General features: G+C 43.1%; 23 protein-coding genes and 2 tRNA genes. 11 read left to right on the forward strand and 14 right to left on the reverse strand.

All coding sequences use genetic code 11. The features are described 5' to 3' along the window. Window positions 1-6 precede the first annotated feature (6 nt). A complete protein-coding gene (locus tag ABTQ23_RS18995) occupies window positions 7-1,149 on the reverse strand; it encodes an ABC transporter substrate-binding protein (protein ID WP_408617339.1) in 1,143 nt (380 codons plus the stop codon). A gap of 279 nt (window positions 1,150-1,428) precedes the next feature. On the opposite strand from ABTQ23_RS18995, the gene ABTQ23_RS19000 reads away from it, so the two are divergent. Beyond that, window positions 1,429-1,992, forward strand: coding sequence for a thioredoxin fold domain-containing protein (locus ABTQ23_RS19000; RefSeq protein ID WP_408617340.1), 564 nt, complete (start codon window positions 1,429-1,431; stop codon window positions 1,990-1,992). Here ABTQ23_RS19000 and rimI read toward each other — a convergent pair. The 4 genes from rimI to ABTQ23_RS19020 all read right to left on the reverse strand — a co-directional run bounded on the left by rimI (window position 1,989) and on the right by ABTQ23_RS19020 (window position 3,402). Then, a complete protein-coding gene (rimI, locus tag ABTQ23_RS19005) occupies window positions 1,989-2,432 on the reverse strand; it encodes a ribosomal protein S18-alanine N-acetyltransferase (protein ID WP_408617341.1) in 444 nt (147 codons plus the stop codon). The genes ABTQ23_RS19000 and rimI overlap by 4 nt on opposite strands. After that, the gene (locus tag ABTQ23_RS19010; RefSeq protein ID WP_408617342.1) at window positions 2,416-2,775 is read right to left on the reverse strand and encodes a DNA polymerase III subunit psi; all 360 of its coding nucleotides are present in this window, start codon (window positions 2,773-2,775) and stop codon (window positions 2,416-2,418) included. Before ABTQ23_RS19010 ends, rimI begins: the two co-directional genes overlap by 17 nt. A gap of 76 nt (window positions 2,776-2,851) precedes the next feature. Then, a tRNA-Trp gene (locus tag ABTQ23_RS19015) sits at window positions 2,852-2,928 on the reverse strand. A gap of 102 nt (window positions 2,929-3,030) precedes the next feature. Continuing rightward, entirely contained in the window at window positions 3,031-3,402 is a 372-nt protein-coding gene (locus tag ABTQ23_RS19020; RefSeq protein ID WP_408617343.1) for a YbaN family protein, read from the reverse strand. Window positions 3,403-3,593: 191 nt separating this feature from the next. Between ABTQ23_RS19020 and ABTQ23_RS19025 the strand changes: the two genes are divergently transcribed. After that, a tRNA-Thr gene (locus tag ABTQ23_RS19025) sits at window positions 3,594-3,669 on the forward strand. A 249-nt stretch (window positions 3,670-3,918) separates the two neighbouring features. Here ABTQ23_RS19025 and ABTQ23_RS19030 read toward each other — a convergent pair. Then, complete coding sequence (locus ABTQ23_RS19030; protein WP_408617344.1) at window positions 3,919-4,107, reverse strand: hypothetical protein; 189 nt, start codon at window positions 4,105-4,107, stop codon at window positions 3,919-3,921. Between the two features lie 339 nt (window positions 4,108-4,446). Here ABTQ23_RS19030 and ABTQ23_RS19035 point away from each other — a divergent pair, with 339 nt between their 5' ends. After that, on the forward strand, window positions 4,447-4,899 hold the full coding sequence (locus ABTQ23_RS19035) for a tellurite resistance TerB family protein (protein ID WP_408617345.1): 453 nt from the start codon (window positions 4,447-4,449) through the stop codon (window positions 4,897-4,899). A 201-nt stretch (window positions 4,900-5,100) separates the two neighbouring features. Continuing rightward, entirely contained in the window at window positions 5,101-6,135 is a 1,035-nt protein-coding gene (locus ABTQ23_RS19040; protein WP_408617346.1) for a gluconeogenesis factor YvcK family protein, read from the forward strand. 4 nt (window positions 6,136-6,139) lie between these two features. Here ABTQ23_RS19040 and ABTQ23_RS19045 read toward each other — a convergent pair whose 3' ends face one another. Together ABTQ23_RS19045 and ABTQ23_RS19050 are read right to left on the reverse strand one after the other, a co-directional pair. Further along, entirely contained in the window at window positions 6,140-8,059 is a 1,920-nt protein-coding gene (locus ABTQ23_RS19045) for a monovalent cation:proton antiporter-2 (CPA2) family protein (RefSeq protein ID WP_408617347.1), read from the reverse strand. Next, window positions 8,059-8,652 (reverse strand): NAD(P)H-dependent oxidoreductase, encoded by a 594-nt coding sequence (locus tag ABTQ23_RS19050; protein WP_408617348.1) that lies wholly within the window; start codon window positions 8,650-8,652, stop codon window positions 8,059-8,061. Before ABTQ23_RS19050 ends, ABTQ23_RS19045 begins: the two co-directional genes overlap by 1 nt. A 589-nt stretch (window positions 8,653-9,241) precedes the next feature. On the opposite strand from ABTQ23_RS19050, the gene ABTQ23_RS19055 reads away from it, so the two are divergent. From ABTQ23_RS19055 to miaE, 5 genes are all read left to right on the forward strand, one after another. Then, a complete protein-coding gene (locus ABTQ23_RS19055) occupies window positions 9,242-10,024 on the forward strand; it encodes an ABC transporter ATP-binding protein (protein WP_408617349.1) in 783 nt (260 codons plus the stop codon). Further along, the gene (locus tag ABTQ23_RS19060; protein WP_408617350.1) at window positions 10,015-10,941 is read left to right on the forward strand and encodes an ABC transporter substrate-binding protein; all 927 of its coding nucleotides are present in this window, start codon (window positions 10,015-10,017) and stop codon (window positions 10,939-10,941) included. The genes ABTQ23_RS19055 and ABTQ23_RS19060 overlap by 10 nt, the downstream gene beginning before the upstream one ends. After that, the gene (fhuB, locus tag ABTQ23_RS19065) at window positions 10,938-12,941 is read left to right on the forward strand and encodes a Fe(3+)-hydroxamate ABC transporter permease FhuB (protein WP_408617351.1); all 2,004 of its coding nucleotides are present in this window, start codon (window positions 10,938-10,940) and stop codon (window positions 12,939-12,941) included. The genes ABTQ23_RS19060 and fhuB overlap by 4 nt, the downstream gene beginning before the upstream one ends. 374 nt (window positions 12,942-13,315) lie before the next feature. Beyond that, on the forward strand, window positions 13,316-14,494 hold the full coding sequence (locus ABTQ23_RS19070; RefSeq protein ID WP_408617352.1) for an MFS transporter: 1,179 nt from the start codon (window positions 13,316-13,318) through the stop codon (window positions 14,492-14,494). Window positions 14,495-14,670: 176 nt separating this feature from the next. Continuing rightward, complete coding sequence (miaE, locus tag ABTQ23_RS19075; RefSeq protein WP_408617353.1) at window positions 14,671-15,432, forward strand: tRNA isopentenyl-2-thiomethyl-A-37 hydroxylase MiaE; 762 nt, start codon at window positions 14,671-14,673, stop codon at window positions 15,430-15,432. Between the two features lie 47 nt (window positions 15,433-15,479). Here the strand turns inward: miaE and ABTQ23_RS19080 are convergent, their stop codons facing one another. Next, window positions 15,480-16,832 (reverse strand): aryl-sulfate sulfotransferase, encoded by a 1,353-nt coding sequence (locus tag ABTQ23_RS19080; protein ID WP_408617354.1) that lies wholly within the window; start codon window positions 16,830-16,832, stop codon window positions 15,480-15,482. Between the two features lie 162 nt (window positions 16,833-16,994). Beyond that, on the reverse strand, window positions 16,995-18,695 hold the full coding sequence (dld, locus tag ABTQ23_RS19085) for a D-lactate dehydrogenase (RefSeq protein ID WP_408617355.1): 1,701 nt from the start codon (window positions 18,693-18,695) through the stop codon (window positions 16,995-16,997). A gap of 383 nt (window positions 18,696-19,078) precedes the next feature. Here dld and ABTQ23_RS19090 point away from each other — a divergent pair, with 383 nt between their 5' ends. Next, window positions 19,079-20,188, forward strand: coding sequence for an anhydro-N-acetylmuramic acid kinase (locus ABTQ23_RS19090; RefSeq protein WP_408617356.1), 1,110 nt, complete (start codon window positions 19,079-19,081; stop codon window positions 20,186-20,188). Window positions 20,189-20,208: 20 nt separating this feature from the next. Then, a complete protein-coding gene (gene murQ, locus ABTQ23_RS19095) occupies window positions 20,209-21,138 on the forward strand; it encodes an N-acetylmuramic acid 6-phosphate etherase (RefSeq protein WP_408617357.1) in 930 nt (309 codons plus the stop codon). A 70-nt stretch (window positions 21,139-21,208) separates the two neighbouring features. Here the strand turns inward: murQ and cowN are convergent, their stop codons facing one another. The 4 genes from cowN to ABTQ23_RS19115 all read right to left on the reverse strand — a co-directional run bounded on the left by cowN (window position 21,209) and on the right by ABTQ23_RS19115 (window position 24,513). Next, the gene (gene cowN / locus ABTQ23_RS19100) at window positions 21,209-21,493 is read right to left on the reverse strand and encodes a N(2)-fixation sustaining protein CowN (protein ID WP_408617358.1); all 285 of its coding nucleotides are present in this window, start codon (window positions 21,491-21,493) and stop codon (window positions 21,209-21,211) included. Between the two features lie 68 nt (window positions 21,494-21,561). Further along, window positions 21,562-22,191, reverse strand: coding sequence for a Crp/Fnr family transcriptional regulator (locus ABTQ23_RS19105; RefSeq protein ID WP_408617359.1), 630 nt, complete (start codon window positions 22,189-22,191; stop codon window positions 21,562-21,564). 81 nt (window positions 22,192-22,272) lie between these two features. Beyond that, window positions 22,273-23,073, reverse strand: a complete 801-nt coding sequence (locus ABTQ23_RS19110; RefSeq protein WP_408617360.1) for an alpha/beta hydrolase — start codon at window positions 23,071-23,073, stop codon at window positions 22,273-22,275. A gap of 12 nt (window positions 23,074-23,085) precedes the next feature. After that, window positions 23,086-24,513, reverse strand: a complete 1,428-nt coding sequence (locus ABTQ23_RS19115) for an MFS transporter (RefSeq protein WP_408617361.1) — start codon at window positions 24,511-24,513, stop codon at window positions 23,086-23,088. Between the last annotated feature and the right edge of the window lie 591 nt (window positions 24,514-25,104).

Consider the following 25,104-nt stretch of genomic DNA (forward strand, 5'->3'; position numbering starts at 1 on the left):
TCCTACTTACTTATATTTTGCATGAGCAAACAAAGTCACATCACCAATTTTAATATCTGTAAAGCGACTCAAAATAGTGTGGTAAGTCTGGGTCGGGTCAATATTTTTAAAGGCTTTGGGATAAAAATCTTTGGCTAACCCTTCAATAGAGACGATGTTATACGCATGGTTATAAAACTGATGGTAGATGCCATAAACGCGATGATTTTTATAAGCATTGAGCTGTTTAAAGCCAGGGCGATTTAATAATCCAACAAATGCTTTATGGACACGCTGCGCGGAAACAACACCACCCAAAGGTAAGGCTAATGAATCAGGCCCGAAATCAGCACCACTCATGACATAAACATCAGGCTGCATTTCGAGTACTTTTTCCATTGAAATAACGCCAGTTGGACCTTTTAACAGCTCGCCACCGACATTCTCTCCACCAGCTGCGGCAATTTGAGGGCCCCAACCAAAGTGATTATGAGTAAAGCAGCAATCATTAGGCCCTTTAGCACCAGCATGCGCTTCCATAAAGACTCGAATGCGTTTGCCACCATTGGCTTTAATTGCCTGCTGGGAGAGCTGTTTAACTTTGGCTAGATGACTCTTATAAAAATCGACATACGCTTTAGCATTGCTCTGTTTATTTAAAATTTCGCCCAGTAATGCCACACTTTTAGGCGCATTTTTAACAGGGTGAACGCCGGTATCAACAAACACAACTGGCACGTTGACCTTCGCTAATTTTTTAATCACACCAGATTGTTCCAGCGCCGGTTTTGCGCGTAATTCTGCAACCAAAAGTTGTGGCTGATGCGTGATAACCTCTTCGATATTTAAATTACCGCTATCCCCAAAATTCATATCCAGAATTTTGTCACCCGCAGGCCACTGTTTTACTAATGGCTTCCAAGTTCCTCGGTCATGACGCTTAATCAGGTTATTCCAAGCGACGATACGTTTAAACGGATTTTGGCGGTCCAAAAGGGCCAACATCATCAAGTCACGGCCATCTTGCAACACAATTCGTTGTGGCTCGGATTGAATTGTTACTTTGCGGCCCGCCATATCGGTGACCGTTAAAGGGTAAGTACTGGCAAAACTAGCCCATGAAATTAAACAGCTACATATAACCAACAGTAGCTTCATCGAATGGCGCATGAAGAGAAACTCCTAAGAATGAATCAATTGAGAAAAGAACAAATTATCCAACCAATATAAATGAAAATTATTCTCATTCAAGAGATTTATTATTCTTTTATGCTATATACAAATTTCCTTCTTTTATAATCGTGCTGATAATCCAAGATAAATGCCAAGCGTAAGCAATCAACAGCCCGAGCATTTAGGTGATGCGACTCGCCTTTTAAGATCCAAAGCAAACATCCATTTACACTCTATACTAAGATGAGGATGGTGAAAGAATTCAATGGGATAGTTATGAAAGTCTCACGAAATAAAGTCCGTTCCTGGTCGCTGGCAACCTTAGCCGCTTTAGTGGCTATTTTAGCCTGTGGTTATATTTACGTTTTTCATGTGAAAAGCTATGGCGTGAGTGCCAGTGACGGCTGGTATTTTGAAGATGAAGGCTATCGCCAAGCTTTGGCTATTTCCCAGCAGCAAAACCGCCCTATTCTTTTTTATTTTCGGCGCAAAGCCTGCCAAATCTGTAAAGATTTCGAAAAAAATATTATCAACAATGCCGATTTTATCCACTTCACACGTAACTATATCAAAGTTCGCTACACCATCGACCTTGATCAAGTTCACCAGCGTTTTGCCAAAAAATACCCAATTCGGATGCAACCAGCATTGATTGTTCAGTATCAGCGTCATCCCCCTGTTTCAACTCATTTAGTCTTACCAATGAATCAAATTTGGGTCGCTAAAAATAGCATTGATAATGGCAACCATATGCCACTGTCAATTACCACTCTCAAATTGTCATTACAGCGCGTCACTGAAATAGCAAAACGTAAAGCTATGGCGGATGGGAAAAATTAAATAACTCGGCTCATTAGATAAGCATCTTCACGGCCATTAACACAAGGATAATAGTCTTTACGAATACCATCGAGAGTAAAGCCTAAATGCTGATAAAGTGCGATTGCACCCAGGTTACTTTTTCGTACTTCTAATAAACAGCGGCTCACAGAGCTCTTTTGCAAATATTCAAACCAGGCCGTTAACAATGCCTTTGCCAACCCTTGGCGCTGATAGTCTTTACCAACACTAATGTTTAATAACTCTGCCTCATCAACAATCACTTGGGCAAACAGATAACCGGCAAGATGGCCCTGTTGCTCGATAGCGAAATTACTACTGCGTGCGCCGAAGCTTTGCTCAATCGTGCTAACGCTCCAAGGATGTTGCTGAACAGATTGTTCGATAGCGAATATAGAATTTAGCTGCTCACGCGCTAGAGGCTTAATTAAATAGGGCATGATAAATCTGCTGCCAAAATTGACGTTTTAGCGCGCCTTGCGTACATAGTGCTGACCAAATATAACGACTCACATCGGCATCACTCATAGGGGGCTGCTCTGAAGTCCAAATAATCGTTGGGCTTAAGTAATGACTCGATTGTTCAGCAGTTACGACAACGATATCTGAGATTTTATCGCCAATTGCAACAATAACACCTTGCCATAAAGGTGAGGCTTTAAGCGCATCAGGGTTATCATGAACCCACAATAATGGGACTGAGGTAAGTGAATTTTCACGCTTGCAAGAGAGCCAGACGGGGATCCCCATCTGTTGCAATAGAGCAATTGAACGTTGTTGCATCGGCTGATTCTTCATGACTCAAAACGTTACCATAGCGGATCAAAAAAGCCTGCTCAATGAGCAGGCCTTTAAAATCTGGCAGGGGCGGAGGGACTCGAACCCCCAACCGTCGGTTTTGGAGACCGCTGTTCTACCAATTCGAACTACACCCCTAAAGACGCAGCGTAGTATACCTAAACATTGGTAAAGGTAAAGAGCAATTTCCATATAAAAAAGCTGATTGGATAAGGTTTAGTCAATTTAATGAATAAAACTTCATTCTGGCTGCGCAATTTTGGAGCGCCGAGTCATAATAAAGATGAAAACCCCAGCTAACATACACCAAGTCATCACTCGACCTATCCATGGCATTTCAACAAAAATAAGCGTTATTGCAGAAAAAGTCAGCATGGCACCTGCTAACCATTTTGCTCGACTAGGAATAACCCGGTGGCTACGCCAATTCGTAATAATGGTGCCGAAATACCGATGATTCAGTAGCCATGATTCAAAGTGTTTTGATGCTTTGGAAAAACAGACACACGAGAGCAAAACAAAAGGCGTGGTAGGAAGCAGCGGCAACACAATCCCGATGACCCCAAGCCCCAGAGAAAGCCAACCGATGCATAACAATAAAATACGCAACATTTTAAGAGCACCTTTAAATTAACCAATCATTGATCTGGTGTCCTGCCAATCCAAAGTTTGCCGACAATCTGAGCAATTCATCTGACAATACATTTACTGTATGTCAAAAAATAGCCACAAGCAGCATTTTTTTAGATTTGATGTTTGACATCATCGCAAAATAACCGTTTAATAGCGCTCCATTAAGCGTCGCCGACTTAGCTCAGTAGGTAGAGCAACTGACTTGTAATCAGTAGGTCGCCAGTTCGATTCCGGCAGTCGGCACCATCTTAATATCTATTCTATTTCCCGCGTTTATTAATTCTTTATTTTTATCTATTTATTCAGATGCTTCTTTAGTTTGTAATAAACAAATCTATCGATACAAGTATTTAATATAATGTAAATTTCTATAAAGAAAGATGATCTGAAAAAATGCCGCATTAACATAGTCTATATTCAGCAGCATATTATCTTTAGCTAATATGTTCTAATTGCCATTCATAATCGACAATTAGCAATCAATATGTTGCTAAATTAAAAAGCCCGGCGGCTAGAGTCTAATTCATCTTGGCGAGCGGAATGAGCTAATATGGCTTCAGCTTTATCAGTCGTTGTGGAAAGTTGTTCTAAAGCACGTTCTAGCATGAAATCGAGAGTTTCCTGCGTCTTGGCTCGACGAAATCGAATCAACCAGTCTAATTTTGTACGTGGTGTATTTGTCATTGAATCTTTAAACCAATCAATATGTAATTGATAAAATAAGTAACAGATATATTTAAGTATACTCCAAAACAAATAACGAATATCGTTATTAGCAAATCACTTATTTATATCGATAAAAAGAGAGTAACAAAAAACGATATTCAAATAACAACATCTTCGATGTGGCTATCATTCACGACTTAACAAACAATGAGTTAAGCAGTAAATAGTGGTTTTAGTATTTTGGTACTGTCTATATAAATGGTCCCTTACGGGAATTTTTCAAGCCCTGTAAATAAAAAATTTGGGTTTAACTGCTAACTCTGCCACAATTCTGTGACCAACTATGAGGAATCTGTAATGCTTGAATCACTCCAACAATTTATCCGTAATGCTTTTGGAAGCGATGAACAGCACCCCCAAAGCCCAGAAGAACAATTAAAGCTTGCTACAGCAGCGTTATTAATTCAGGTTAGTGCCGCTGATGCGAACGAAAGTGGTGAAGAACAATCCGTCATTTACCATCAGCTAAGTCAATTATTATCATTAACGCTGGAGGAATCAAGAGCACTTTACATTCAAGCACAAAAAGTCGCTGAAGATTCCGTTTCCGTTTATGAATTTACCCGTCTGGTAAAAGAACTCGAATACGAAGAACGCTATAAAATGATATTAGCTCTGTGGCAAGTTGCTTATGCTGACAACAATTTAGACCCGCATGAAGAGGCGTTAATCCGTAAAATCGCAGATTTAGTTTACCTGGCGCACAGTGATTATATCAGAGCAAAACTGGCAGCCCAACCAAACGATTAATGACGTCAAACATCTATTCATTTATCAATAAAGGCTGGTTTATGCCAGCCTTTATTGGGCGTTCTCTGACTAAAAATAACTAAAGAAGATGACACGTTATTGCGCTGATTACCCCGATAGCAAAATTAACCAAGCTATTGATGTCACAACGTAATAATCTACAATACAGATATTCTGAATTATTTATGAATGGAGCTATTTTTGCAGAATTCTCGCGTTGTTAATCCGGCTCATCGATCTATTGCCACTATCGGCGGCGGCAGTGGCCAATTTGTGTTACTCAGCGCCCTGCGTGATGCCGAAAATTTAGACGTCAGTGCTATTGTATCTATGACAGACAGTGGCGGTTCAACCGGAAGGCTGCGCGATGAACTAGGTATTTTACCACCGGGTGATATTTTAAAGTGCATCTTAGCGTTATCGCCCCATCGTGATATGGCCCGTAAATTGTTACTGAAACGCTTTACAGGTAACCAGCGGCTACGTGGCCATAGTGCAGGCAACATGTTACTGACCATGCTGAGTCAATATTCGGGATCTTTTTCAACAGGCATTGAAGCATTAGCGCAACTGCTTGATGTACGAGGCGAAATTTTACCAGTCACCACCGATAAATCGACACTCGTGGCACAGCTAACCAACGGTGAACAGATCTTTGGCGAAAGCGCAATTGACGTTCCCAGAGGGAATCAGCGCCAGAAAATAGCCAATGTATTTTTAGTGCCCCATCACAGCGATCAAATCACGGTGTTTCCGCGAGTCATTGAACGTTTACGACAAGTCAAAGCGGTCATTTTAGGCCCGGGCGATCTCTATACCAGTATCATTCCGAATCTACTGGTTCCTGGCGTGCGTGAAGCCCTACAAAAAAGCCCAGCTAAACTTATTTATATCAGCAACATTATGACCAAATTTGGTGAGACAGACGGTTACACGTTGGAATCATTTGTGTCTATTTTAGAGCACTATATTGGTCGGTCTGTCGATTGCATTATCTACAACAATGCAACGGCTAGTGAAGAAACCCTAAAAAATTACCGTAAACAGCGCTCTATGCCGGTAAAAATCGCCAACCATAAAAAATTAGCCAAGCATTATGAGATTGTTGAAGCAGACTTATTAGAGCAAGACTCAGGCATTATTCGTCATAATGTAGAAAAGCTGGCTAATATTCTCCATCCATATTTAGAGGATGATGAAAAAATAGCATCGAGAGTACGCCAAACTAAAGCATAATTCACTAATCGAGCGGATTATTCATCCGCTCTTGGCGCTGCTTTTTATTGCGTTTATGCGCTTGATGCATCTGCGGAGTCTGCGAATTTTTATCCTCTCCGACATAACTTTCCCAAGCCTGTTCATAAGCTTCACTCGGTACTTGACTATCATCGTTGAGCAGCTTATCAAGCATGGCTTGAGAGCGCAGGCTTTGACGTAAGAATTCGCCGTCGTAATCCTCTTTTAAAAGTTGCTCACGTAGTAATTTATTGTCGTAAGATTTAAAAAACTCACCAATGCGATAAGCCTGATTGGCCCGCCACCCAAGCTCTGCAAGGGCATCGACCCCCATGGCAACCCCAGACCCCAACGTTTCTCGATGCACATAATCAACGCCAGAGCGCATCAGCTCTAAAGCATGCGGACGGTCGACAGCTCGCGCTAAGATAATCAGATGAGGAAAGTTTTGCCGCGCCATTCGCACAATCTCAAGCGTGCGCTCTGGGTTATCAACGGCCACAATCAGCAATTTTGCATTTTCAGCACCAGCAGCACTTAATAAATCAGCTCTGGCCGCATTGCCATAAAAGACTTTAAAACCAAAACGTCCCAACGTCTTAATGTGGTTGGCATCATGCTCAAGGATTGTCGTACCAATATGATTACTATGGAGCATTCGCCCCACTATCTGACCAAAACGTCCGAAACCGGCAATAATCACCGGATTCCCCTCATCGGTCACATCGCTTTCTGGTGTTGCTGCGCGATTTTTATGTAACCGCGAAAATAACCAACCTTGAGCCGCCATCATCAACAGTGGAGTCGTGGCCATCGAAAGAGCAATCACCAATGTGGTCATATCGACAACGGATTTACTTAAGACATAACTGCTCCCGGCAAACGACACTAAGACAAAACCAAATTCCCCACTTTGTGACAACGCCAAAGAGAATATTGCCAGGTTTTCCCCGCGCAATTTAGATAACAGGCCAATGAAAATCAGCACCACCAGCTTAATCACCACCAGCGACACCACTAATAAACTGATAATGCCAACATGGTGAGCAAGTAAGTTAAAGTTAATATTGGCACCAACGGAGATAAAAAATAGTCCCAGCAATAATCCTTTAAATGGTTCAACATCTGCTTCAAGCTCATGGCGATATTCGCTATCGGCTAACACTACCCCAGCCAAAAATGTACCTAGAGCAGGCGACAGCCCCACCATATCCATTGCCTGAGCAATCCCAACCACCAGCGCAAGTGCGGCAGCCACAAACAACTCGCGCATATTGGATTGGGCAACCATACGAAACACAGGGCGCAATAAATAATGCCCGCCAAAAATAATTCCGCCAATCACAGCGGCAATTTCACTAACCCGTAACCAAGCAGGAATCGATGAATCAACGTGCACCATCGCACTTGATACAGCCAAGAAAGGGATCACTGCCAACATCGGAATAACGGCAATATCTTGAAACAATAACACTGAAAATGAGTGTCGTCCGGCGGGCGTTTTTAAGAGCCCTTTTTCTTGTAAACTCTGCAGCACCAAGGCCGTTGAAGAGACCGATAAAATGAGCCCAAGAGCGATGGACATCCGACCAGATAATCCCGCAGCTAATCCAATAGACCAAATCACCAGGCAAGTCAGCACCACTTGCAAGCCACCGGTAAAAAAGATTGATTTTTTAAGGCGCCACAATCGCGATGGCTTTAATTCAAGCCCAATCAAGAACAGCATAATGACGACGCCGAACTCGGCAAAATGCATCACATCTGGCGAACCGCCCACAAATCCCAAAACATATGGGCCGATAATAGCTCCCGCAATGAGATACCCTAAGACCGACCCCAACCCTAACCGTGTTGCGATTGGCACCGATAAAACCGCCGCAGCCAAATAGATGAAGGCATCAAACCATAACGAATGCTCCATTAGGCCTCCGCTTCTGGATGAGAAAGGTAATGGCAGCTTTCATCAATAGTCAATGATTCCTCTCTTAGTTGCTCTAATAGATGTCGATAACGATTGGCAAACTGGCTAAGGCGTTCTGAGTCACCATGTTTGTGAACGCCATCAATCACAAATGGCGGTAAATAACGCATTCCACATAAAGTTGCCGTCTGCTCAAACGGCAATAAAAATTGGCGCAAGGTATAACGGTTATAACCATTGGGATGATACGAGGTTAACGAGCCACCGCAGCTGACGACTTGCAGCATTTGGGTCAACTTCGCAGATTGATTTTCTGAATCAGAGTAAACGTAGCTGCGGGTCAAAACTAAATCCATCCACTCTTTGAGTAAGGCCGGCGCTGAGTACCAATAAAGAGGATGTTGCAAAATTAAAATATCATGCTGGGACAAAATTGATTGTTCAGCCAATGTATCGATAAAACCGTTGGGATATTGCTGATAAAGATCGCGAATCGTCACGTCTTGCATAGAATTAATAGCATCGATTAAATATCGGTTGGCTAAACTTTTATGAAAAGCTGGGTGGGCAAAAATCACTAAAATGCGCGCCATAAATTGCTGATCCTGTTATTTACTTTTTAACCAATAAACGATGCATAAATCGAAAAAATTTTAAGACTAAGAAATTCAACGCTCCTTACACTATCAACAGCCAGTCCATCGAATTTGACTAACTAAAAAGCGATAATCGAAGGTGATATTTACCACTACTGACCAACATATAAGAAAAATAACTGATCTGCATCAATAATTATACACCTTGAGGCTAAATGATCATGGACCTTGTCTGGTGTAGCCAGCCAAGATCAAACAGTATTGCGCTAGTCTTGAGTGATTGGCCTTAAACTCGGTGAGAGAATCACTGGCCCCTTAGCAACTCTTAGAGCAACTAAAAAATATATTTTAAATATATCAAATAAAAATAACCTACTGAATAAATTAAAAATATATAAATCGACCTTCCATTATTAAGTAAAAAATAGATTACTAAAGCGAGCTGATTTTATGGCTGAACTCAAGTAGAATGGAAATAATAATTAATCTCGTTACCAACAAGTAGATTGATGACAGTACCGGATCAATCAGCAGATTTAACAAAATTAGATAGTCACAAGCCGATCAATTTTTATAAGAAGTCATTATGTATAAGTTGTCTGACATTAAAGTCATCCGTGGTAATCGCGCCATTTTAGATGTTCCAAATCTGTCGATACCTACAGATAAGTTCACGGTTATTTTAGGCCACAATGGCTCCGGCAAATCGACAATGATGAGTCTGTTATCCGGTCAACAAACACCCGAACAAGGCCAAATTACACTTAACGGACAATCGGTTAGCGAATATAAAAGCAAAGAGCTGGCAAAAGCCGTCGCTTTTTTACCGCAAAAACTGCCCAATAGCGCCGGATTAACGGTTCAAGAGCTCGTCAAATTAGGGCGATTCCCTTGGCGCGGCGCACTGGGTCGTTGGAAGGAAGAAGACTATCAGATTATCGACAATGCCATGCAGCGAACAAAAATCGATGGGTTTGCCAACACGCTAGCCGATGAGCTCTCAGGTGGCGAGAGACAACGCGCCTGGATCTCAATGCTCTTAGCGCAGCAATCCCCCTTGCTATTATTAGATGAACCGACCTCGGCACTTGATATACAACACCAGTATCAACTCATGGAACTGCTCTTTGAGCTAAATCACGATAACCAATATGGCGTTGTTGCCATATTACATGACCTCAATTTAGCACTGCGTTATGCCGACCATATTATCGCATTAAAACAAGGCCAAATCGCTTTTGCCGGCGATGCTCAATTGCTTGAAGATGAGCAGCGCTTAAGCGATCTTTACCAAACGCCAATTAAGCTACTTGATCATCCTCAGTCAAATTCAGCACAAGCTACCAAGGTTGCCATTGTATGCCCGTAAAGTTGTTAAGCCCTGTGCGGTTATGGGCTGTTCTAATATTGTGTTTTGGCTTAGCCCATCAAGCATTCGCTTTTGAGGTCACTGATAGTCTCGGCGTTCATCAGCTTAAAGCGATTCCTAAACGCGCCGTGGTACTTGATTGGGATCTCATCGAACAAGTCATCGAACTTGGAGTCACACCGGTTGGAGTAACTAATAAATCGGGTTATAACACCTGGGTTGCCAAACCTCTAGCACCCAAGCAGAGTGTGTCCGTTGGAACTCGTTATGAGCCTAATTTTGAAGCAATAGCGGCACTCAAGCCGGATATCATTCTCATCAGTGAAGTACAAACAGATCTCAAGCCGCTGCTTGAAAGACTGGCACCTGTATTGGTCTACACCAATTTTGCCAAAGACCAGAATCATGCTCAAATAGCGATAAAAACCTTTCAACAGCTGGCAACCGTGTTTGGTAAAGAGCAACTTGCCAAGCAGAAGCTGACAAAGCTTCATGCTCATTTTAAAGAGCTGCGTGAAAAACTGCTTAAGCACTTTCATGGCAAGTTACCACAAGTCTGTGTGATTCGCTTTGCCAGCACGACGGCCATCTTTTTACCAACTGAGAATGCGATTATCAGTTATGTCCTGCAACAAATTGGCCTTAAAGGTGCGCTTACCCAGCCCGATGCCCGCTGGGGAATCATTCAAAAACCAATTACTTATCTTAAAAATCTACACTCTGGATATGTCTTGTATTTGCGCCCTTTTTACCAAGAATCGGCTTTAAAAAAATCAGTCCTTTGGCAAGCGCTACCGGTGGTACAACAACATCATGTTTTGCCCGTGCGAGCGGTCTGGAATTATGGCGGCGCAATGTCACTTAAATATATGGCTGATGCTATCACCGATAGTCTGCTCAAAGGAGCGCAATCATGAAACGTAACCACCTGATTGCCTTGGTGCTTGTGACCCTCCTGTTAGCCGTTATATTTTTACAATGGCAACAACCATTATCACTTAAAACGCAGTGGCAACTCATCACGGCCCAAGGGCAAATTCACAGCTTTGATGATTACCAATTCATTGATGCTCGTCTACCAAGACTCATCATGGCATTGGTCATTGGGGCTGTATTTGGTTTGGTTGGCAGTCTCATGCAGCAATTAACGCAAAATCCACTGACTTCACCGCTCACATTGGGAACCTCATCTGGCGCTTGGTGTGCGTTGGTTGTATTAAGCATTTTTGCCCCAGCCGCTTCGGCTAACTACAGCGCACTAGCAGCTCTAGCTGGTGCCCTGCTCGCCTTTACCTTGATTCTTATCTTAACTGGCCTTAAAAACCTAACCGGCTTACCAGTGGTGATTTCAGGCATGGTCGTCAATATCTTGCTAGGTGCGGTGGCAAGCGCGCTGATTGTGCTCAATCGCGAATATGCTCAGAATGTTTTCATGTGGGGAGCCGGTGATCTATCACAAAATGGTTGGCATTGGCTAAGTTGGCTGTGGCCAAAACTTCTTGTTGCACTACCACTTGTTTATCTTGCCCCAAGAGTCTTGACGCTATTACGGCTTGGTCAACAAGGTGCTGCTGGACGAGGGCTGGCGGTTGTACCTTGGTTTTTTGTATTATTGACCGCCGGGATCTTTTTGGTGAGCGCATCGATTACGGCAGTGGGTCTCATTGGCTTTATTGGATTATTAACCCCAAATTTTGCCCGAAGTCTAGGCGCCCGCACGCCTAAAATGGAGCTCTATGCCAGCATCATTCTTGGCGCACTATTGTTGTTAGTCACCGACCAACTGGCGCTAGTCGCTTCGAGCTATTTTGGACAGTTGGTCCCAAGTGGTGTCACAGCAGCCTCTATTGGAGCACCTGCACTTATCTGGTTTGCGCGTAAAAAAAATCAGGCTCAAGACTCATTTCAGATTTCCCTGCCTGGGGCAAAATCGCAAATTAGCCTCATCAATTGCTGCGCTTTAGCGCTGCTGCTATTAGCGGTTGTCGCGTTGTACTTAAGCTATCAACCAGCAAGTTCCAGTTTCGGCTGGTTGAGCTCTTATCAGTGGAGTATCCGCTGGCCTCGCGCCTTAACCGCCATTAGTGTGGGGATTGGATTGGCCATCGCTGGCACTATTTTACAACGCCTCGTCTATAACCCACTTGCTAGCCCTGAGCTTTTAGGGATTTCATCCGGGGCGACTTTTGCCCTTATTTTTGCCAGCTTGTTTTTAGGTCAATCATTATTAGAAGCACACTGGGTCAATGCGCTATTAGGCAGCTTGAGTGTTTTAGTCATTCTCATTTTACTAGGAAGACGCCACAAATACGCACCTTCAACACTGATTTTAACCGGGATTGCACTCAGTGCGACGTTACAAGCCTTTGTTCAATTTTGTCTGGCTAAAGGCGGTCAAGACAGCGATATCATCGTCCAATGGCTCACCGGCTCGACTTATCGAGTGACACCTAATCAGGCAATGATACTAGCGATTGGTGTTCTACTTTTAAGTATTCTCTCTTTTGGCTTAAGCCGAGCACTTGCGCTTTTATCCATCAGCCGCTCCTTTGCTGCATCAAGGGGGTTGAATGTCGAGCTTACTTCATTAATTTTACTCACGATTGTTGCACTTTTATGCGCACTAATTACCGCAACCCTTGGCCCTATCGCATTTATCGGCCTTATCGCTCCGCACATGGCAATGATGCTGGGGGCAAGAAAACCGACGTTGCAGTTTTTACTCGCATCATTATGCGGTGTCACGTTAATGTTATGGGCTGACTGGCTCGGACAAGTCTGGCTTTATCCCAAACAAATAGCAGCTGGAACACTAGTTGCTGTGATTGGTTCGGTTTATTTTCTGGGATTGTTACTGCTTAATCGTTATCGACAATTTAAAGGCCGGCAAATAGCGCTTAATTATTCCGTGCAGTAATTAAGGCATGCAGCAAATAATGGCAATGGTTCATTCAGGCTGAAACCGTTGCCATTTGATGCATTCTTGTTAAGATAGAACGTGATGTAGATCACTTTAAACCTGTGCCTGCGTAGCTTTTTAAAGTTCCTAAGACTTCAATCGGAGGTCAATCCGATAGTCCTAAATTAACGCTCTGTTATTTTAGAAACGCTCTCGTGTCGCCAAATAAACGAATAATTCTATTGCACATAGTATCGATAAAAAGGTCTTGCTTGGTTTCAAGCTCAAGACAGCGATTATCGGTCAGTTTTCTATAGCGGCATTTGGAGTATTCAAAGGAATTTTCTAACAATAAGCTCGCGCGACAGGTTGACTGATTAAGGAGAGTCATCATGAACGAGCAATCCGCTCAGTTATCAGCACCTGGACAATTTGCCTTGATGTTAGTTGCCTGCCTGACCATTATGGTGGGTTGTGTAATTGTCCCAGGCTTACCCGCTATTGCCCCGCAACTGGGAGTTCCTCATGCTGCGAGCTGGTTGATCACGTTGCCATCCTTAGGGGTTGTTTTATTCGGTCCACTGGCAGGCAGTTGTATTGAAAAATTAGGACTTCATAAAACATTGCTGATTGGCCTATTCGGATATGGTCTATTAGGTGTCGGTGGCATGTTTTTACATGGGATGATTATCATCTTTGCCGACCGATTACTGCTCGGTGGCGCAACGGCAATGGTCATGTCATCGGGTACGGCTCTGTTAACCAGTTTTTACACAGGCTCCGCTCGGCTTAAAATCATCGCCCGGCAAGGGATGGCAATTGAACTAGGAGGGGTGTTCTTTTTAGCCATTGGTGGACAGCTTGCAACCATTGGCTGGCGATGGCCTTTTTTGCTCTATTTAGTGGCTTGGCTTTGTCTGATTTGTATTTTGGCCTTTGTCCCAAATAAAAGTGCCTCAAGCCAAGAGAAAGAATCCGTTAGTAAATCAGCGGATCGCAAAATCACGCCGCTGATTAAGTTTGTATTTTTCAGCGCAGTACTCTCACAGCTTATCTTTTTTTGCGCCATCATTACCATCCCTCAATATTTTCACTCTTTAGGGATTAGGGAAAACCAGACCGGATTTTTCTTGTCGTTTATTTCAGTTATTGCTGTGATTTCTGCCTCGCAAATGCCTCGCATTAATCGCAAATTCGGTGATGTTGTGACCTTGGCTATTGCCTTTATTAGCTATTGCATCGCTCATTTAATTCTCTGGCAAAGCACCAACCTGTCGGTATTAATTGTTGGAGCGATTTTTATGGGGTGTGGGTTTGGTTTATCTATTCCGTTGGTCAACCATATGACTGTCGAATATAGTGCGCCGGTGCGACGGGGAAGAAACTTAGCTTATCTATCAATGGCTATTTTTTCGGGACAGTTTTTATCTTCATTTTTAGATTTAATTCCGGTGGATGCCAGTTCGCTATTTGTCATTGCCGCAATTATTGCATTAGTCACCGTATTCGTTGTATTAGTTAAAGGCAATAAAGCTCGCAGACACTATCAACATTCACAGCAAAATAATTAACAGGGTAACTTCTGCGCTATATTTCCAATAAATCAGATACAAAAAAAGCTGTTCAATGTTGATTGAACAGCTTTTTTACATCTCTTAGCTACACCGCATTCTGTCATCAATACTGGGCAAGTTAATCATGCCAAGGTATGATCAATGTCTCTTTATAAGTTAATTAGTCAATAGTCATGAGTTCTGAATTATTAGCACCAATCCACTCTTTTTTATACTGTAACACCCCACGAGCATGGATTGATGAAGCCCTTAAACCTGCTAATTTACCTGTCTTACTCATTGACCACCTAGTATGTGAGCTAAAAGCTGCACAATCGGGCATGTACTTTATCCGGCGTTACGGCGTGGATAAAGCTAGCCAAGAACAGCTACTTGACTGGCTTGTACCTTATGAAAACTTTATTTATCACCACACAGGCGATTGGCGACAACTTAATCAGCCTAACCGGTTAGGCAAAAAGTTACTGGCAAAAGCTGACAATTCGTACGCTCAAGAGATTATCGATAAAATGGTGCTATTGATTAAAGAAGAGCTACACCATTTTTATCAGGTCCTTGAGGTAATGGATGCGCTCGATATCAAATATCAGAACATCACCTCAAGTCGCTACGCTAAAGGGCTGCTTGGCCATGTCACAACTCACGAGCCCCAAACATTAATCGATAAACTTATCTGCGCGGCGTATATTGAAGCGCGCTCTTGCGAGCGATTTGCAGCGCTAGCACCACTTATTAATCCGCATTTAAGCCAGTTTTATCAATCATTACTGCGTTCTGAGGCTCGTCATTATCAGGATTATCTAACGCTTGCAAAACAAGTCGCACAAACGGATATCAGTGAACGAATCCAATTTTTTGGACAATTGGAAAAGAGCCTTATTTTATCACCGGATTGCGAATTTAAATTTCACTCGGGCATTCCAACACAATCATAACCGCATCGATTAATCGTGAAAATTGCAGCATCCCTGCGGCAAAATAATTACTGCTTTGAAGCATCTACGCCACAAGGGTAAGCCGCTGCACATTTGGTCGCGATAGCGTGCTGAGTATGAGGCGTACCTTTTGGCGCCCAGTCATAATTTACCTGATAAGCACGGTATACGTAGTTAGTTTGATAGGTATCTTCTTTTGATGAATAACCATAATGTGGATTGATATACTCCCAGACAATCTCACCTTTTGGTGTCACCTGAAATAGACGCCCACTCTGACCTTCACTTATCAGTGTATTGCCATTTTTAAGTCGCTGAGCACTGCTGATAAAACCACTAAAAAAGGTCCAAATGGCTCGATGAGAGAGACTGGCATCATATTGCCAAACAATCTGCTTGGTCACGGGGTTCACCTCAATAACCCTTGAGGCTGAGAACATACTACGATTTTTCACACTCAAGCTGGCGTTTCCTTGATTATCAAAAATCAATAAATTGCCAGCGCCAGGAAACCCTTTCGGGATCATGTGGACATCATGTTCGCCAATGATTTGATCCAAGGGCCGCGGAACCTTGCCCGACCACTGCGTTGTCGGATAATTTGGCCCCACCCGCCAAACGACTTTCCCTGTGTGCCGGTCAATAATTAGCGCGACATTGACGTTTCGAGAATTAATCAAAATATTATCTGGTGCAAATCGTTTATCTCCGGCGTCATACCAGCGATTTGGACCTAATGGAGCTGCCGTATTAATATGTAAAAAATCATAACCACCCGCTTTTTTTAGCTCCGCGAGTTGTGCTTTAGAAAGGCCAAAATCAGTGAGATGTTTAGCCGCCGACCAACTCCAAACAACCTTGCCATCAGCATTAATTTCTTGAACCTGATTATCGATGATGCGTTTATTAAAACCTTTTAAATGGCTTAGATTGGCGTTAAGCGACAAAATATGGCCATTAGCCAATTTGATAAGATCGTGGTGCTGATGAGCTGGGTGCGCTTTACTGCCCCATTGCCACTGAGCTTTACCTTGCCAATCAAGCTCGGCAATGGTCTGATTCAGCATGCCATTTCCCGGGTTCGCCTGCTCTACAGGATTAACAACCCGAGCGGTTTGAACTAATACATGGCCTCGCTGACCATTAGCAAGCGAAGGTGGAATTGGCCGAGCAGGAAATCCCTCGGCATGCCATTGATGAACTTCATGACCGTTCATATCGATAAGGTAAGTTTGCTGATTTTGAGTTGAAAACAACACATAGCCATTTTCAGCTTTTTTAGGATTATAGATTGTCGTGCCATTGAGCGTGCGGGTTGGCTGAGCATTCGCCATTCCCACGCCAAGGCTAAGCGCAGCACCGGCGAAAAGCAACGACAGTCGGACAGGACGTTTCGTCATGAGTCACTCCACTTACATCAAGCTAGGGTTAAGCTGGGATTTAATGAAATCCCAGCAGACTCATCCAATATACGCATTCAGACTATCAGTTAATATGTAGACAATCAGCTAGCAAAACTAAGATAATCCCCTACACACTTAGCACTGTTAAATAAATCTATGCTAGTGCCAATGTTTGCATTTAGAGGTTTGACCAATTCCTGGATTAAACTCATTACATGGGTCAAGTTGTTGGTAAAACTTAGCTTGCTCAGGTTTGGCTGGATATAGATGCCCCACATTATGTTCAGCGGGATATTGAGCCTGACGCTTATCAAGCAACGCCCACATTTTGTGCTCTAATTCCAAGCAATTGGCACCTTTTCGAATGACATAATCCTGATGAAATACATGGCAGAAAAAATGGCCATAATAGAGTTTAACCAAGATATCTTTATCGATATCTTCTGGCAGATGTTCCTGCCAATGCCGCTCATTGCGTTTTAAGGCGATATCTAGCGCTACAATATCTTCCACGGTATCAGGATGCACCGCCCGATAACGCACCGCAGCGCCAGCTGCCGCAAAACGATGTAAAAAGGCTTTTTTACCTTCATCTGGCGTGCATTCAAAAAAGTCGCCTTCATGGTCTTTAAAGAACTCTTTTAAATATTGGCGCGCTTCATTAATGCCATCACCGGCCATTTTTAGCAGTAAATGATGCTCATAGCGCTGGCGATATTGTTGCATCCGTTTTGGCAGATGGTTGGGGAATAATCGACTTAAAGCTTGTAAGATGCGATCACTAAGCGTTTCTGACAATCCTGGAAGCTGCGCGCACCATCCATCAAAGCGACTTTTCAATGAAAAGAAAAATGGTAATCTATCGGTGCCTAACCAGTTGATCATTAAAAATGTATCTTTGCCATATTTTTCGGCAATATCGTAACAGTCACGGTGAATATATTCGCCAGAGATAGGTAGCGATTTAAAATGAGCCAACATCTCACGGCGCAAATCTTCCAAAATATCAGGGTCATTAGTTCCGATATAAAAGACCTGATTCTCTTTTTGTGCTTCAAAAGTATCTAGGCGAACAGCAAACACCATCAATTTGCCAGCACAACCCGATGCTTCATAAAGCCGCCTAGGGTCTGCGTTAAAACGAGCGGCACTATTGGCATCGACATCGCGAATATGTTCTTGGTATTCGTTATCGCTGGCTTTGGCATTTTCCATACTATGGACGTGTTTGAACTGCCCTTTTTCTAACTGCTCAAGAATCGTTTTAGGGTCATCCCCAAGCTCAATCCCCAAGTGGTTAACGAGCTTTAACTGACCATCGGCTTCAAGCTGAGCAAAGATTGCCAGCTCAGTGTATGCAGGCCCACGACGCACCAGCGAACCACCGGAGTTATTACAAATTCCACCAAGTACAGAAGCCCCAAGACATGATGAGCCAATAACAGAATGCGGTTCACGCCCCAATGGCCGCAGCAATTTTTCCAGTTCATCAAGGGTTGAGCCCGGTAAGCAAACCACCTGTTTGCCATTTTGAATCAGATGAACTTGATTAATGCGCATTACATTTACAATCACGATTGGCCGATCATAATCATCGCCATCTGGAGTTGAGCCGCCCGTTAACCCGGTATTGGCCGCCTGCGTAATGACAATCACATCGGCTGCAACACAGGCTTGCAAGATTTGCCACTGCTCATAAAGAGAACCGGGTTTAACAACGGCTAAAACCGGACCATCACCAAAACGAAACCCTTTGCGATAACGACGGGTAGCAGAATCTTTAGTGAGAACATGGGAATGGCCAACAATTTCATTCAACCGTTCAATGAGTTGACGGTCTTTTTCGCTTAACAGTGCCATATAGCTCCTTTGATCTAATCATTAAAACATCAAGAAATAAGGGTCCGGACCTCGTGGGTATCTGGCAATGATCAAGGTGATGGCACAGGTGTCTTAAAAGGACGTTGTGACACGTCCTTGGTCGATCGCTTTTTTAGTTATTTAAATATTATTGTTTTGTTAAAAAACAATAATAAATCTACGCCGAAAAGGCTGATTAATCAACGCACAATCAAAGCGCAGGCTGGATTAAAAAGAAGATCTATGAAAGTCTTATTGGCAAGAGTTCACATGACAATTAGCCAAATGATTCAGAGCAGATATTTGCTAAAATAAGTGAACATCGGCCAGAGCGCTTTACGCTATAACTTATCTCACACAGGCCATGCAAGATTAGGAGTGTTATGTCCAAGCCGCAATCTGAACTTTATATTGGTGTTATGTCGGGAACCAGTCTGGATGGAATCGATGTGGTTGCCGTTGATTTTTCAGCGCCACAACCAAAGCTTGTTGCCAGCTTGAATGAAACATTTCCAGAAGAGCTGCGAGAATTACTCCATGAAATAGCCCTTGATAAAGCGCTTCCTATTAGCCAAGTCGGTTATGCCACAACTTGGCTTAGCCAATGTTATAGTGATGCGATTAACCATATGTGTGAACAAAATGGCCTTAATAAACAAACTATTAAAGCGATTGGCTGCCATGGACAAACCGTTCAACATCACCCACAACCGCCTTATCCCTATAGCATTCAATTAAATAATCCCAGCCTTATTGCCGCCCAAACACACATCACGACCATTGGTGATTTTCGCAGTAAAGATTTAGCCTATGGCGGTCAGGGCGCGCCACTAGTTCCGGCTTTTCACCATGCGTTGTTTGGGCAAAAAGAGCAAACAGTGGTCGTTCTTAATATCGGTGGCATTGCCAATATATCAATTCTACAAGCCGATAGCCCCGTGAGCGGCTACGACACAGGCCCTGGAAATATCTTGCTCGATAGCTGGATAAATCATTGTCGGCAACTAGCAATGGATGAAGATGGCCAATGGGCGCAAAGCGGAACAGTTCTGCCCAAGTTGTTAGATGCACTTCGTCAGGATGACTATTTCATTAAACGTCCGCCTAAGAGCACTGGGCGAGAACATTTTAATTTAGCATGGTTGCTATCGCATCTGAGTCACCACGAAAAGAGCGAAGATGTGCAAGCAACATTGTTAGAGCTCACTGCGATGACCATTACCGACCAGTTGCCAACCAATCAACCCGGTGAGCTGCTTGTATGCGGTGGTGGTGCTCGTAATAAAGCGCTAATGCAGCGCTTGCAAGCACGATTACCACAGTGGCAAGTCATGAACACCGATAAACGAGGGGTTCACTCAGATTATATGGAAGCCATGGCGTTTGCCTGGCTTGCTCGACAATGCTTAAAAGGCATTGCCATCAATATGCCGAATATCTCTGGGGCTAGTCGCTCTGCTATCTTAGGTGGCATATTCAAAGCTGACCGATAAATCGATAAAACGAGAACCGAATGCAAAATGAAAACCTCATTCAAGAGCTAGCGACGCTGACCTCTGAGCAACAAAATCCAGTTTCTAAGCAATTAGATGAGCTCGATAGTCTCGCGATTGTCACGTTGATGAACCAGCAAGATGCGCAAGTATCAACGGCGATTGCTGATATTTTGCCGCAAGTTGCAAAAGCGGTTGATCTCATCACCCAAAGCTTTCAACAAAATGGCCGCTTGATTTATGTCGGCGCTGGTACCAGCGGCCGCTTAGGTGTCTTAGATGCGAGCGAATGCCCACCGACTTTCGGCGTCAGTGACCAGCAAGTTATCGGACTCATTGCTGGCGGCAAAGAGGCTATGTTTAAGGCTCAAGAAGGGGCTGAAGACTCGCCAACCTTGGCCAAAGAAGAGCTAGAAGCACTGAAACTTAGCGCAAACGATACCCTCGTCGGTATTGCGGCCAGCGGCCGAACCCCATATGTCATCGGCGCTTTAGAATATGGGAATGCTATCGGCTCAACCACTATTGCGATTAGTTGCAATAGAGACTCCCCCATAGCCCAAGAAGCGCAGTTGGCATTAACGCCCGTCGTCGGTCCAGAGGTGTTGGCCGGTTCAACGAGGCTTAAATCAGGTACGGCTCAAAAATTAATTCTCAACATGCTCTCAACGGCGGCCATGGTGCGAATGGGTAAATGCTATGAAAATTATATGGTGGACCTTAAAGCATCGAACCTAAAGCTAAAAGCTCGTTCACTTCGTATTTTGATGCAATTGACTGATTGCACTCAACTCGAAGCCGAGAGTCTACTAAAGGCAGCTAATGGACAGTTGAAAACCGCTATCTTAATGGCAATGACAAGCCTAGACGTAGAACAGGCACAAACAAACTTAGAACAAGCTGACGGGCATTTAAAAACAGCGATACAAAACGCGCTAACGCACAGCTAATCTGATGGAATGAATCTGAGGAGGTGGTCGATAATTTATCGACCATTTTCTTAAAATGATGTAAATGGACTTAACAGCACTGCTCTTCAATAACACTTAAAAGCTCAGTGCCTTCATCATCATCCATCTCTTCGAAATAGCTATACAAAGCATTCACCTGAGAGCCAACATAATACAGGTTATCCTGATGATGCTTAGCTTGCTCTTCGAATTTTTGCTCGAAATAGCTACGCCATGGATGATTCGGTTCAAGTTCATTTAGCTGTGATTTTAATCGACCTACCAGTTCATCTGCTTTTTTATCGCACTCAATGCCGCAAAAGCTCTGATAACGGTCAAGTTGTGGTTCATTCATATTTATCTGCCTTAAAAGATCGATATCGGATATAGTCCCATCCTACAATTAGATGAGAGGTTGCACTGTCAGCTCGATGACAGCGGATCAACTAATTGTGATAATTGTTGGATATCACGCAATTGAATATGCTTAGCATCGACGCGAGTGATCCAGCCTTGTTTTGCCATTCGCGACAAAATAGTTGAGAGCGTCTGACGAGATGTCCCAAGCAAGCTCGCTAGCGTTTCGGTATTCCCAGGCAGTTGCACTACCCCTTCTCCACAACGTTGAGACTCAAAGACCAGATAGCGAGCAAGACGACTTTCTACATTACGAAAAGCAAAGTCTTCAATCATCTCAATTGCATGTGAAAGCAGCTTGCCTATCTCACTAATAACTCGAATCGACAAGCTCGGATCGGCCTTAAACAACTCCATAATTTGTTGAATAGGCCAGCTTTTTATAGAGCATTCGGTAATCGCCTCAACCCAAACAGGGGTGTGAGTCACATACAGACTAGGCGGAGCCAAAAAGCCGAGGGTCTGTTCACGCGCCGCCCCATAGAGACAAATTTTGGCCTGCCCGGAGCGCATCACAAATACGCGATTATCTTCCTGTTTAGGCGTGCAAATAATTGAATGTGCAGGATAAGTTTTCTCTCGGCCATGTTCAAGATACTCATACCACTGTTGAGAATTTTGCGAAGTAGCCAACATGCTCGCCCTCTAAAAAAGCTAATTTTCTTAAAGAGCTACTAGCAATTAACATACCGATATTTTCAATCAGTTAATATGAGTTTACAAAGGAAGCATCCAGTTCAAAACACGCTGAATATCTTTATCCCAAAACTCCCAATTATGCCCGCCCGGCTCACTGTGAAATGCCAACTGAGCTTGACGCTGGGTTAATTTATCTTTGATTTGAAGATTAAGCTCATAGAGCGGATCATCAAAACCAATTGATTGATAAAGTTCAGGAATAGCACAGCCACTAGATTTAAGATCGTCATACAATTTAACTAGATCGGCATCGCTTTGACGCAAACTTTGTGGATCTTTAAATAAGCGGCGCCACCCTATCGGGCCATCTTCACCACCGTATCGAACAGAATCATATAGATAAGCTAAATCCAAAGCTCCTGATAGGCTGGCGGCTTTGGCAAAGCGCTCTGGATGTTTAAGTGCCAAAAGCCAAGCGCCATAACCGCCCATCGAAAATCCAGCAACAAATGTCTTATCTCGTTCAGTTGAAATAGGAAAAACATTCGCAGCCGTCTGCGGCAGCTCATCAGCGAAAAAGTCATAATAGCGATTGCCATAGAACTCATTGTGATAAAAGCTATTCTCAGCAGATGCCATCACCAATACACAGCGATGCTTTTGCGCATAACGTTCAATACTGCTAAAACGAACCCAAGAGTGGCAATTACCATAAGCACCATGCAATACGTAGATAACAGGAAAACCACTTTCATAGGGATAATTGCGCGCAAAATTTTCATCAACGATCTGCTCCTCCCCTTCAGGGGTCGGAACCACTACATTGATGGTCACATTGGTTGCTAATACTGAACTAAAAAACTGACATGTTGAAATCATAAAAAATCCTTATCACGCATCATTATTGGCGCGAAATCGACGCAGCGCATCGACATTGCGAGCAACCGCTTTTTTATTCAATGGATAAAGAAACCAGAGTACCAAGACAAAGGCCAGAGAGCTGACAGCCGGGATCAAGCAGGTGATATCATAAATGCCATCAACGACGTTTGGACTAAACGCTGTGGTAGATGAATAGCCAACGACTGACAGCATAATCCCGGTTAACCCAGAAGCTAATGCCTGACCTATTTTTCTAAAAAACGAATAAAGCGAATAAACTGTGCCATCTTCTCGTTGGTGAGTACTAAGCTCATTGGCGTCAATCACATCGGTTATCATCGCCCAACAAACCAACGTAAAAATGGCAATGCCAATATAGCCAATCGCGTAGAAAACAAACCAAACATAAATGTTATGGGTATGCAGCCAATAGAGAGCAAATAGCGAAACAGTGCTAACAAGCGAGCTTAAAACTGAGATCTCTTTTTTACCAAACCACTGGGATAACTTCACTACAAACGGGGTAAAGGCAAAGGTAATAATAACACCCAAAAAAGTCGCAATGGAAAACGCCGAAACATTACCAAAATAATTAGGGTAGATATAAGCTCCCGTTCCGGTTAAAGAAAGTTGTGTAACCAACAACAATAAAGAGCTAAGCACAATGCCAATTAAAGCGCGATCATGAATCAGGCTCGACAGCAGTTTAGTAAGTGAAAATTTAACGGTTAACTTTTTAACTTTCACTCGCTCGGTACACATAAAATAACAACCAAGATAACAGCCCACCATGAGGAATGCGCATATAATCGCGCCAATCGCTAAATGTTCTGATGAAAGTACCGTATGGCCATTAGGTTCTTTATAAAACACAAACAGCGGTAAAATAACGCCAACCACCATAATTCCCACAGTTGCCCCAATTGTGCGCCATGATGACAACGACGTACGATCAATTGGATCGCTGGAGATAGCCGATGCCATCGAGCCATATGGAATATTAATCCCGGTATAACAGACACTTCCCCATAAAAGATAAGAGAAGAACATCCAAAAGATTTTAAATCCCATTGGCATATGGGTAAACCAAACAGGAAATAGCAACACGGTAGCTACAGCAATGGGACCGCTCATGCGCAATAACCAGGGCGAAAACTTACCCTTAGCTTTCGGTTGACTGCGATCGACCAATTGCCCCATCGTCACATCAGTAAACGCATCAACAACCTTACTCAGCAACATCATTAAACCTACGAGCTCAGCCGAGATACCCATCACATCCGTATAAAACTTTAAAAGAAACACCGCAGATATAACGAACGTAAGATTATTGGCTAAATCCCCTAGAGCATAACCAACCTTATCCTTCATACCGAAAGGCTTTGGTCGTGCACTCTGCTCGACAACCTGATTATCCAAATGAGAATGAACATCCATTCTGCTATCTCCCATAACAATGTAATGTTCATACTATTGGTTAACCAATTTTAAAAATGTTAATCAACTCATATAGATGAAAATATCTGATAGATCTTATACAAAATGCATAGTTGAGCACACTTTATCCAATAAAAATGAACTAAGACAAAGAATTTGGTTAGCCAAAATAGTTATTTAATTCTAAATTCAGAACGAATTGATAAAATACAGAATAAATGGTCACCCAATTAAGAGGATCAAAATCTATTCGACAATATCCGCATGCAGGAATACTTAAATCATAAGAGAAGTTGCTCGAAGCTCTAACAAGCTAATCTTTAGGATAAAGAACTAAAATACGAAAGGCACTGCAGAACACAAAGACTAACAATCAATAAACAAGGAAAATACGGAACAATTCATCCGTCATGGATTCAAAGATAAAGATAGAGATAGAGGTAGAAAAAGGGATAGAGGGGGCAAATCGGTTAGCAAAAAAATCGGCAATCCAAAAGGGAACAGCGGGGGATATCCTAAATGACAGGCATAAAAAAACCCCGTCCATTCGGACAGGGTCTGATTCGAAGCCTGGCAGTGACCTACTTTCAC

The sequence above is a fragment of the Celerinatantimonas sediminis genome (assembly GCF_046054195.1).
Taxonomy (GTDB): Bacteria; Pseudomonadota; Gammaproteobacteria; order Enterobacterales; family Celerinatantimonadaceae; genus Celerinatantimonas.

Coding starts and splice junctions, on each gene's coding strand:
- ABTQ23_RS18995 (WP_408617339.1), bottom strand. CDS start 1,149: ATGCGCCATTCGATGAAGCTACTGTTGGTTATATGTAGCTGTTTAATT.
- ABTQ23_RS19000 (WP_408617340.1), top strand. CDS start 1,429: ATGAAAGTCTCACGAAATAAAGTCCGTTCCTGGTCGCTGGCAACCTTA.
- rimI (WP_408617341.1), bottom strand. CDS start 2,432: ATGCCCTATTTAATTAAGCCTCTAGCGCGTGAGCAGCTAAATTCTATA.
- ABTQ23_RS19010 (WP_408617342.1), bottom strand. CDS start 2,775: ATGCAACAACGTTCAATTGCTCTATTGCAACAGATGGGGATCCCCGTC.
- ABTQ23_RS19020 (WP_408617343.1), bottom strand. CDS start 3,402: ATGTTGCGTATTTTATTGTTATGCATCGGTTGGCTTTCTCTGGGGCTT.
- ABTQ23_RS19030 (WP_408617344.1), bottom strand. CDS start 4,107: ATGACAAATACACCACGTACAAAATTAGACTGGTTGATTCGATTTCGT.
- ABTQ23_RS19035 (WP_408617345.1), top strand. CDS start 4,447: ATGCTTGAATCACTCCAACAATTTATCCGTAATGCTTTTGGAAGCGAT.
- ABTQ23_RS19045 (WP_408617347.1), bottom strand. CDS start 8,059: ATGGAGCATTCGTTATGGTTTGATGCCTTCATCTATTTGGCTGCGGCG.
- ABTQ23_RS19050 (WP_408617348.1), bottom strand. CDS start 8,652: ATGGCGCGCATTTTAGTGATTTTTGCCCACCCAGCTTTTCATAAAAGT.
- ABTQ23_RS19055 (WP_408617349.1), top strand. CDS start 9,242: ATGTATAAGTTGTCTGACATTAAAGTCATCCGTGGTAATCGCGCCATT.
- ABTQ23_RS19060 (WP_408617350.1), top strand. CDS start 10,015: ATGCCCGTAAAGTTGTTAAGCCCTGTGCGGTTATGGGCTGTTCTAATA.
- fhuB (WP_408617351.1), top strand. CDS start 10,938: ATGAAACGTAACCACCTGATTGCCTTGGTGCTTGTGACCCTCCTGTTA.
- ABTQ23_RS19070 (WP_408617352.1), top strand. CDS start 13,316: ATGAACGAGCAATCCGCTCAGTTATCAGCACCTGGACAATTTGCCTTG.
- miaE (WP_408617353.1), top strand. CDS start 14,671: ATGAGTTCTGAATTATTAGCACCAATCCACTCTTTTTTATACTGTAAC.
- ABTQ23_RS19080 (WP_408617354.1), bottom strand. CDS start 16,832: ATGACGAAACGTCCTGTCCGACTGTCGTTGCTTTTCGCCGGTGCTGCG.
- dld (WP_408617355.1), bottom strand. CDS start 18,695: ATGGCACTGTTAAGCGAAAAAGACCGTCAACTCATTGAACGGTTGAAT.
- ABTQ23_RS19090 (WP_408617356.1), top strand. CDS start 19,079: ATGTCCAAGCCGCAATCTGAACTTTATATTGGTGTTATGTCGGGAACC.
- murQ (WP_408617357.1), top strand. CDS start 20,209: ATGCAAAATGAAAACCTCATTCAAGAGCTAGCGACGCTGACCTCTGAG.
- cowN (WP_408617358.1), bottom strand. CDS start 21,493: ATGAATGAACCACAACTTGACCGTTATCAGAGCTTTTGCGGCATTGAG.
- ABTQ23_RS19105 (WP_408617359.1), bottom strand. CDS start 22,191: ATGTTGGCTACTTCGCAAAATTCTCAACAGTGGTATGAGTATCTTGAA.
- ABTQ23_RS19110 (WP_408617360.1), bottom strand. CDS start 23,073: ATGATTTCAACATGTCAGTTTTTTAGTTCAGTATTAGCAACCAATGTG.
- ABTQ23_RS19115 (WP_408617361.1), bottom strand. CDS start 24,513: ATGGATGTTCATTCTCATTTGGATAATCAGGTTGTCGAGCAGAGTGCA.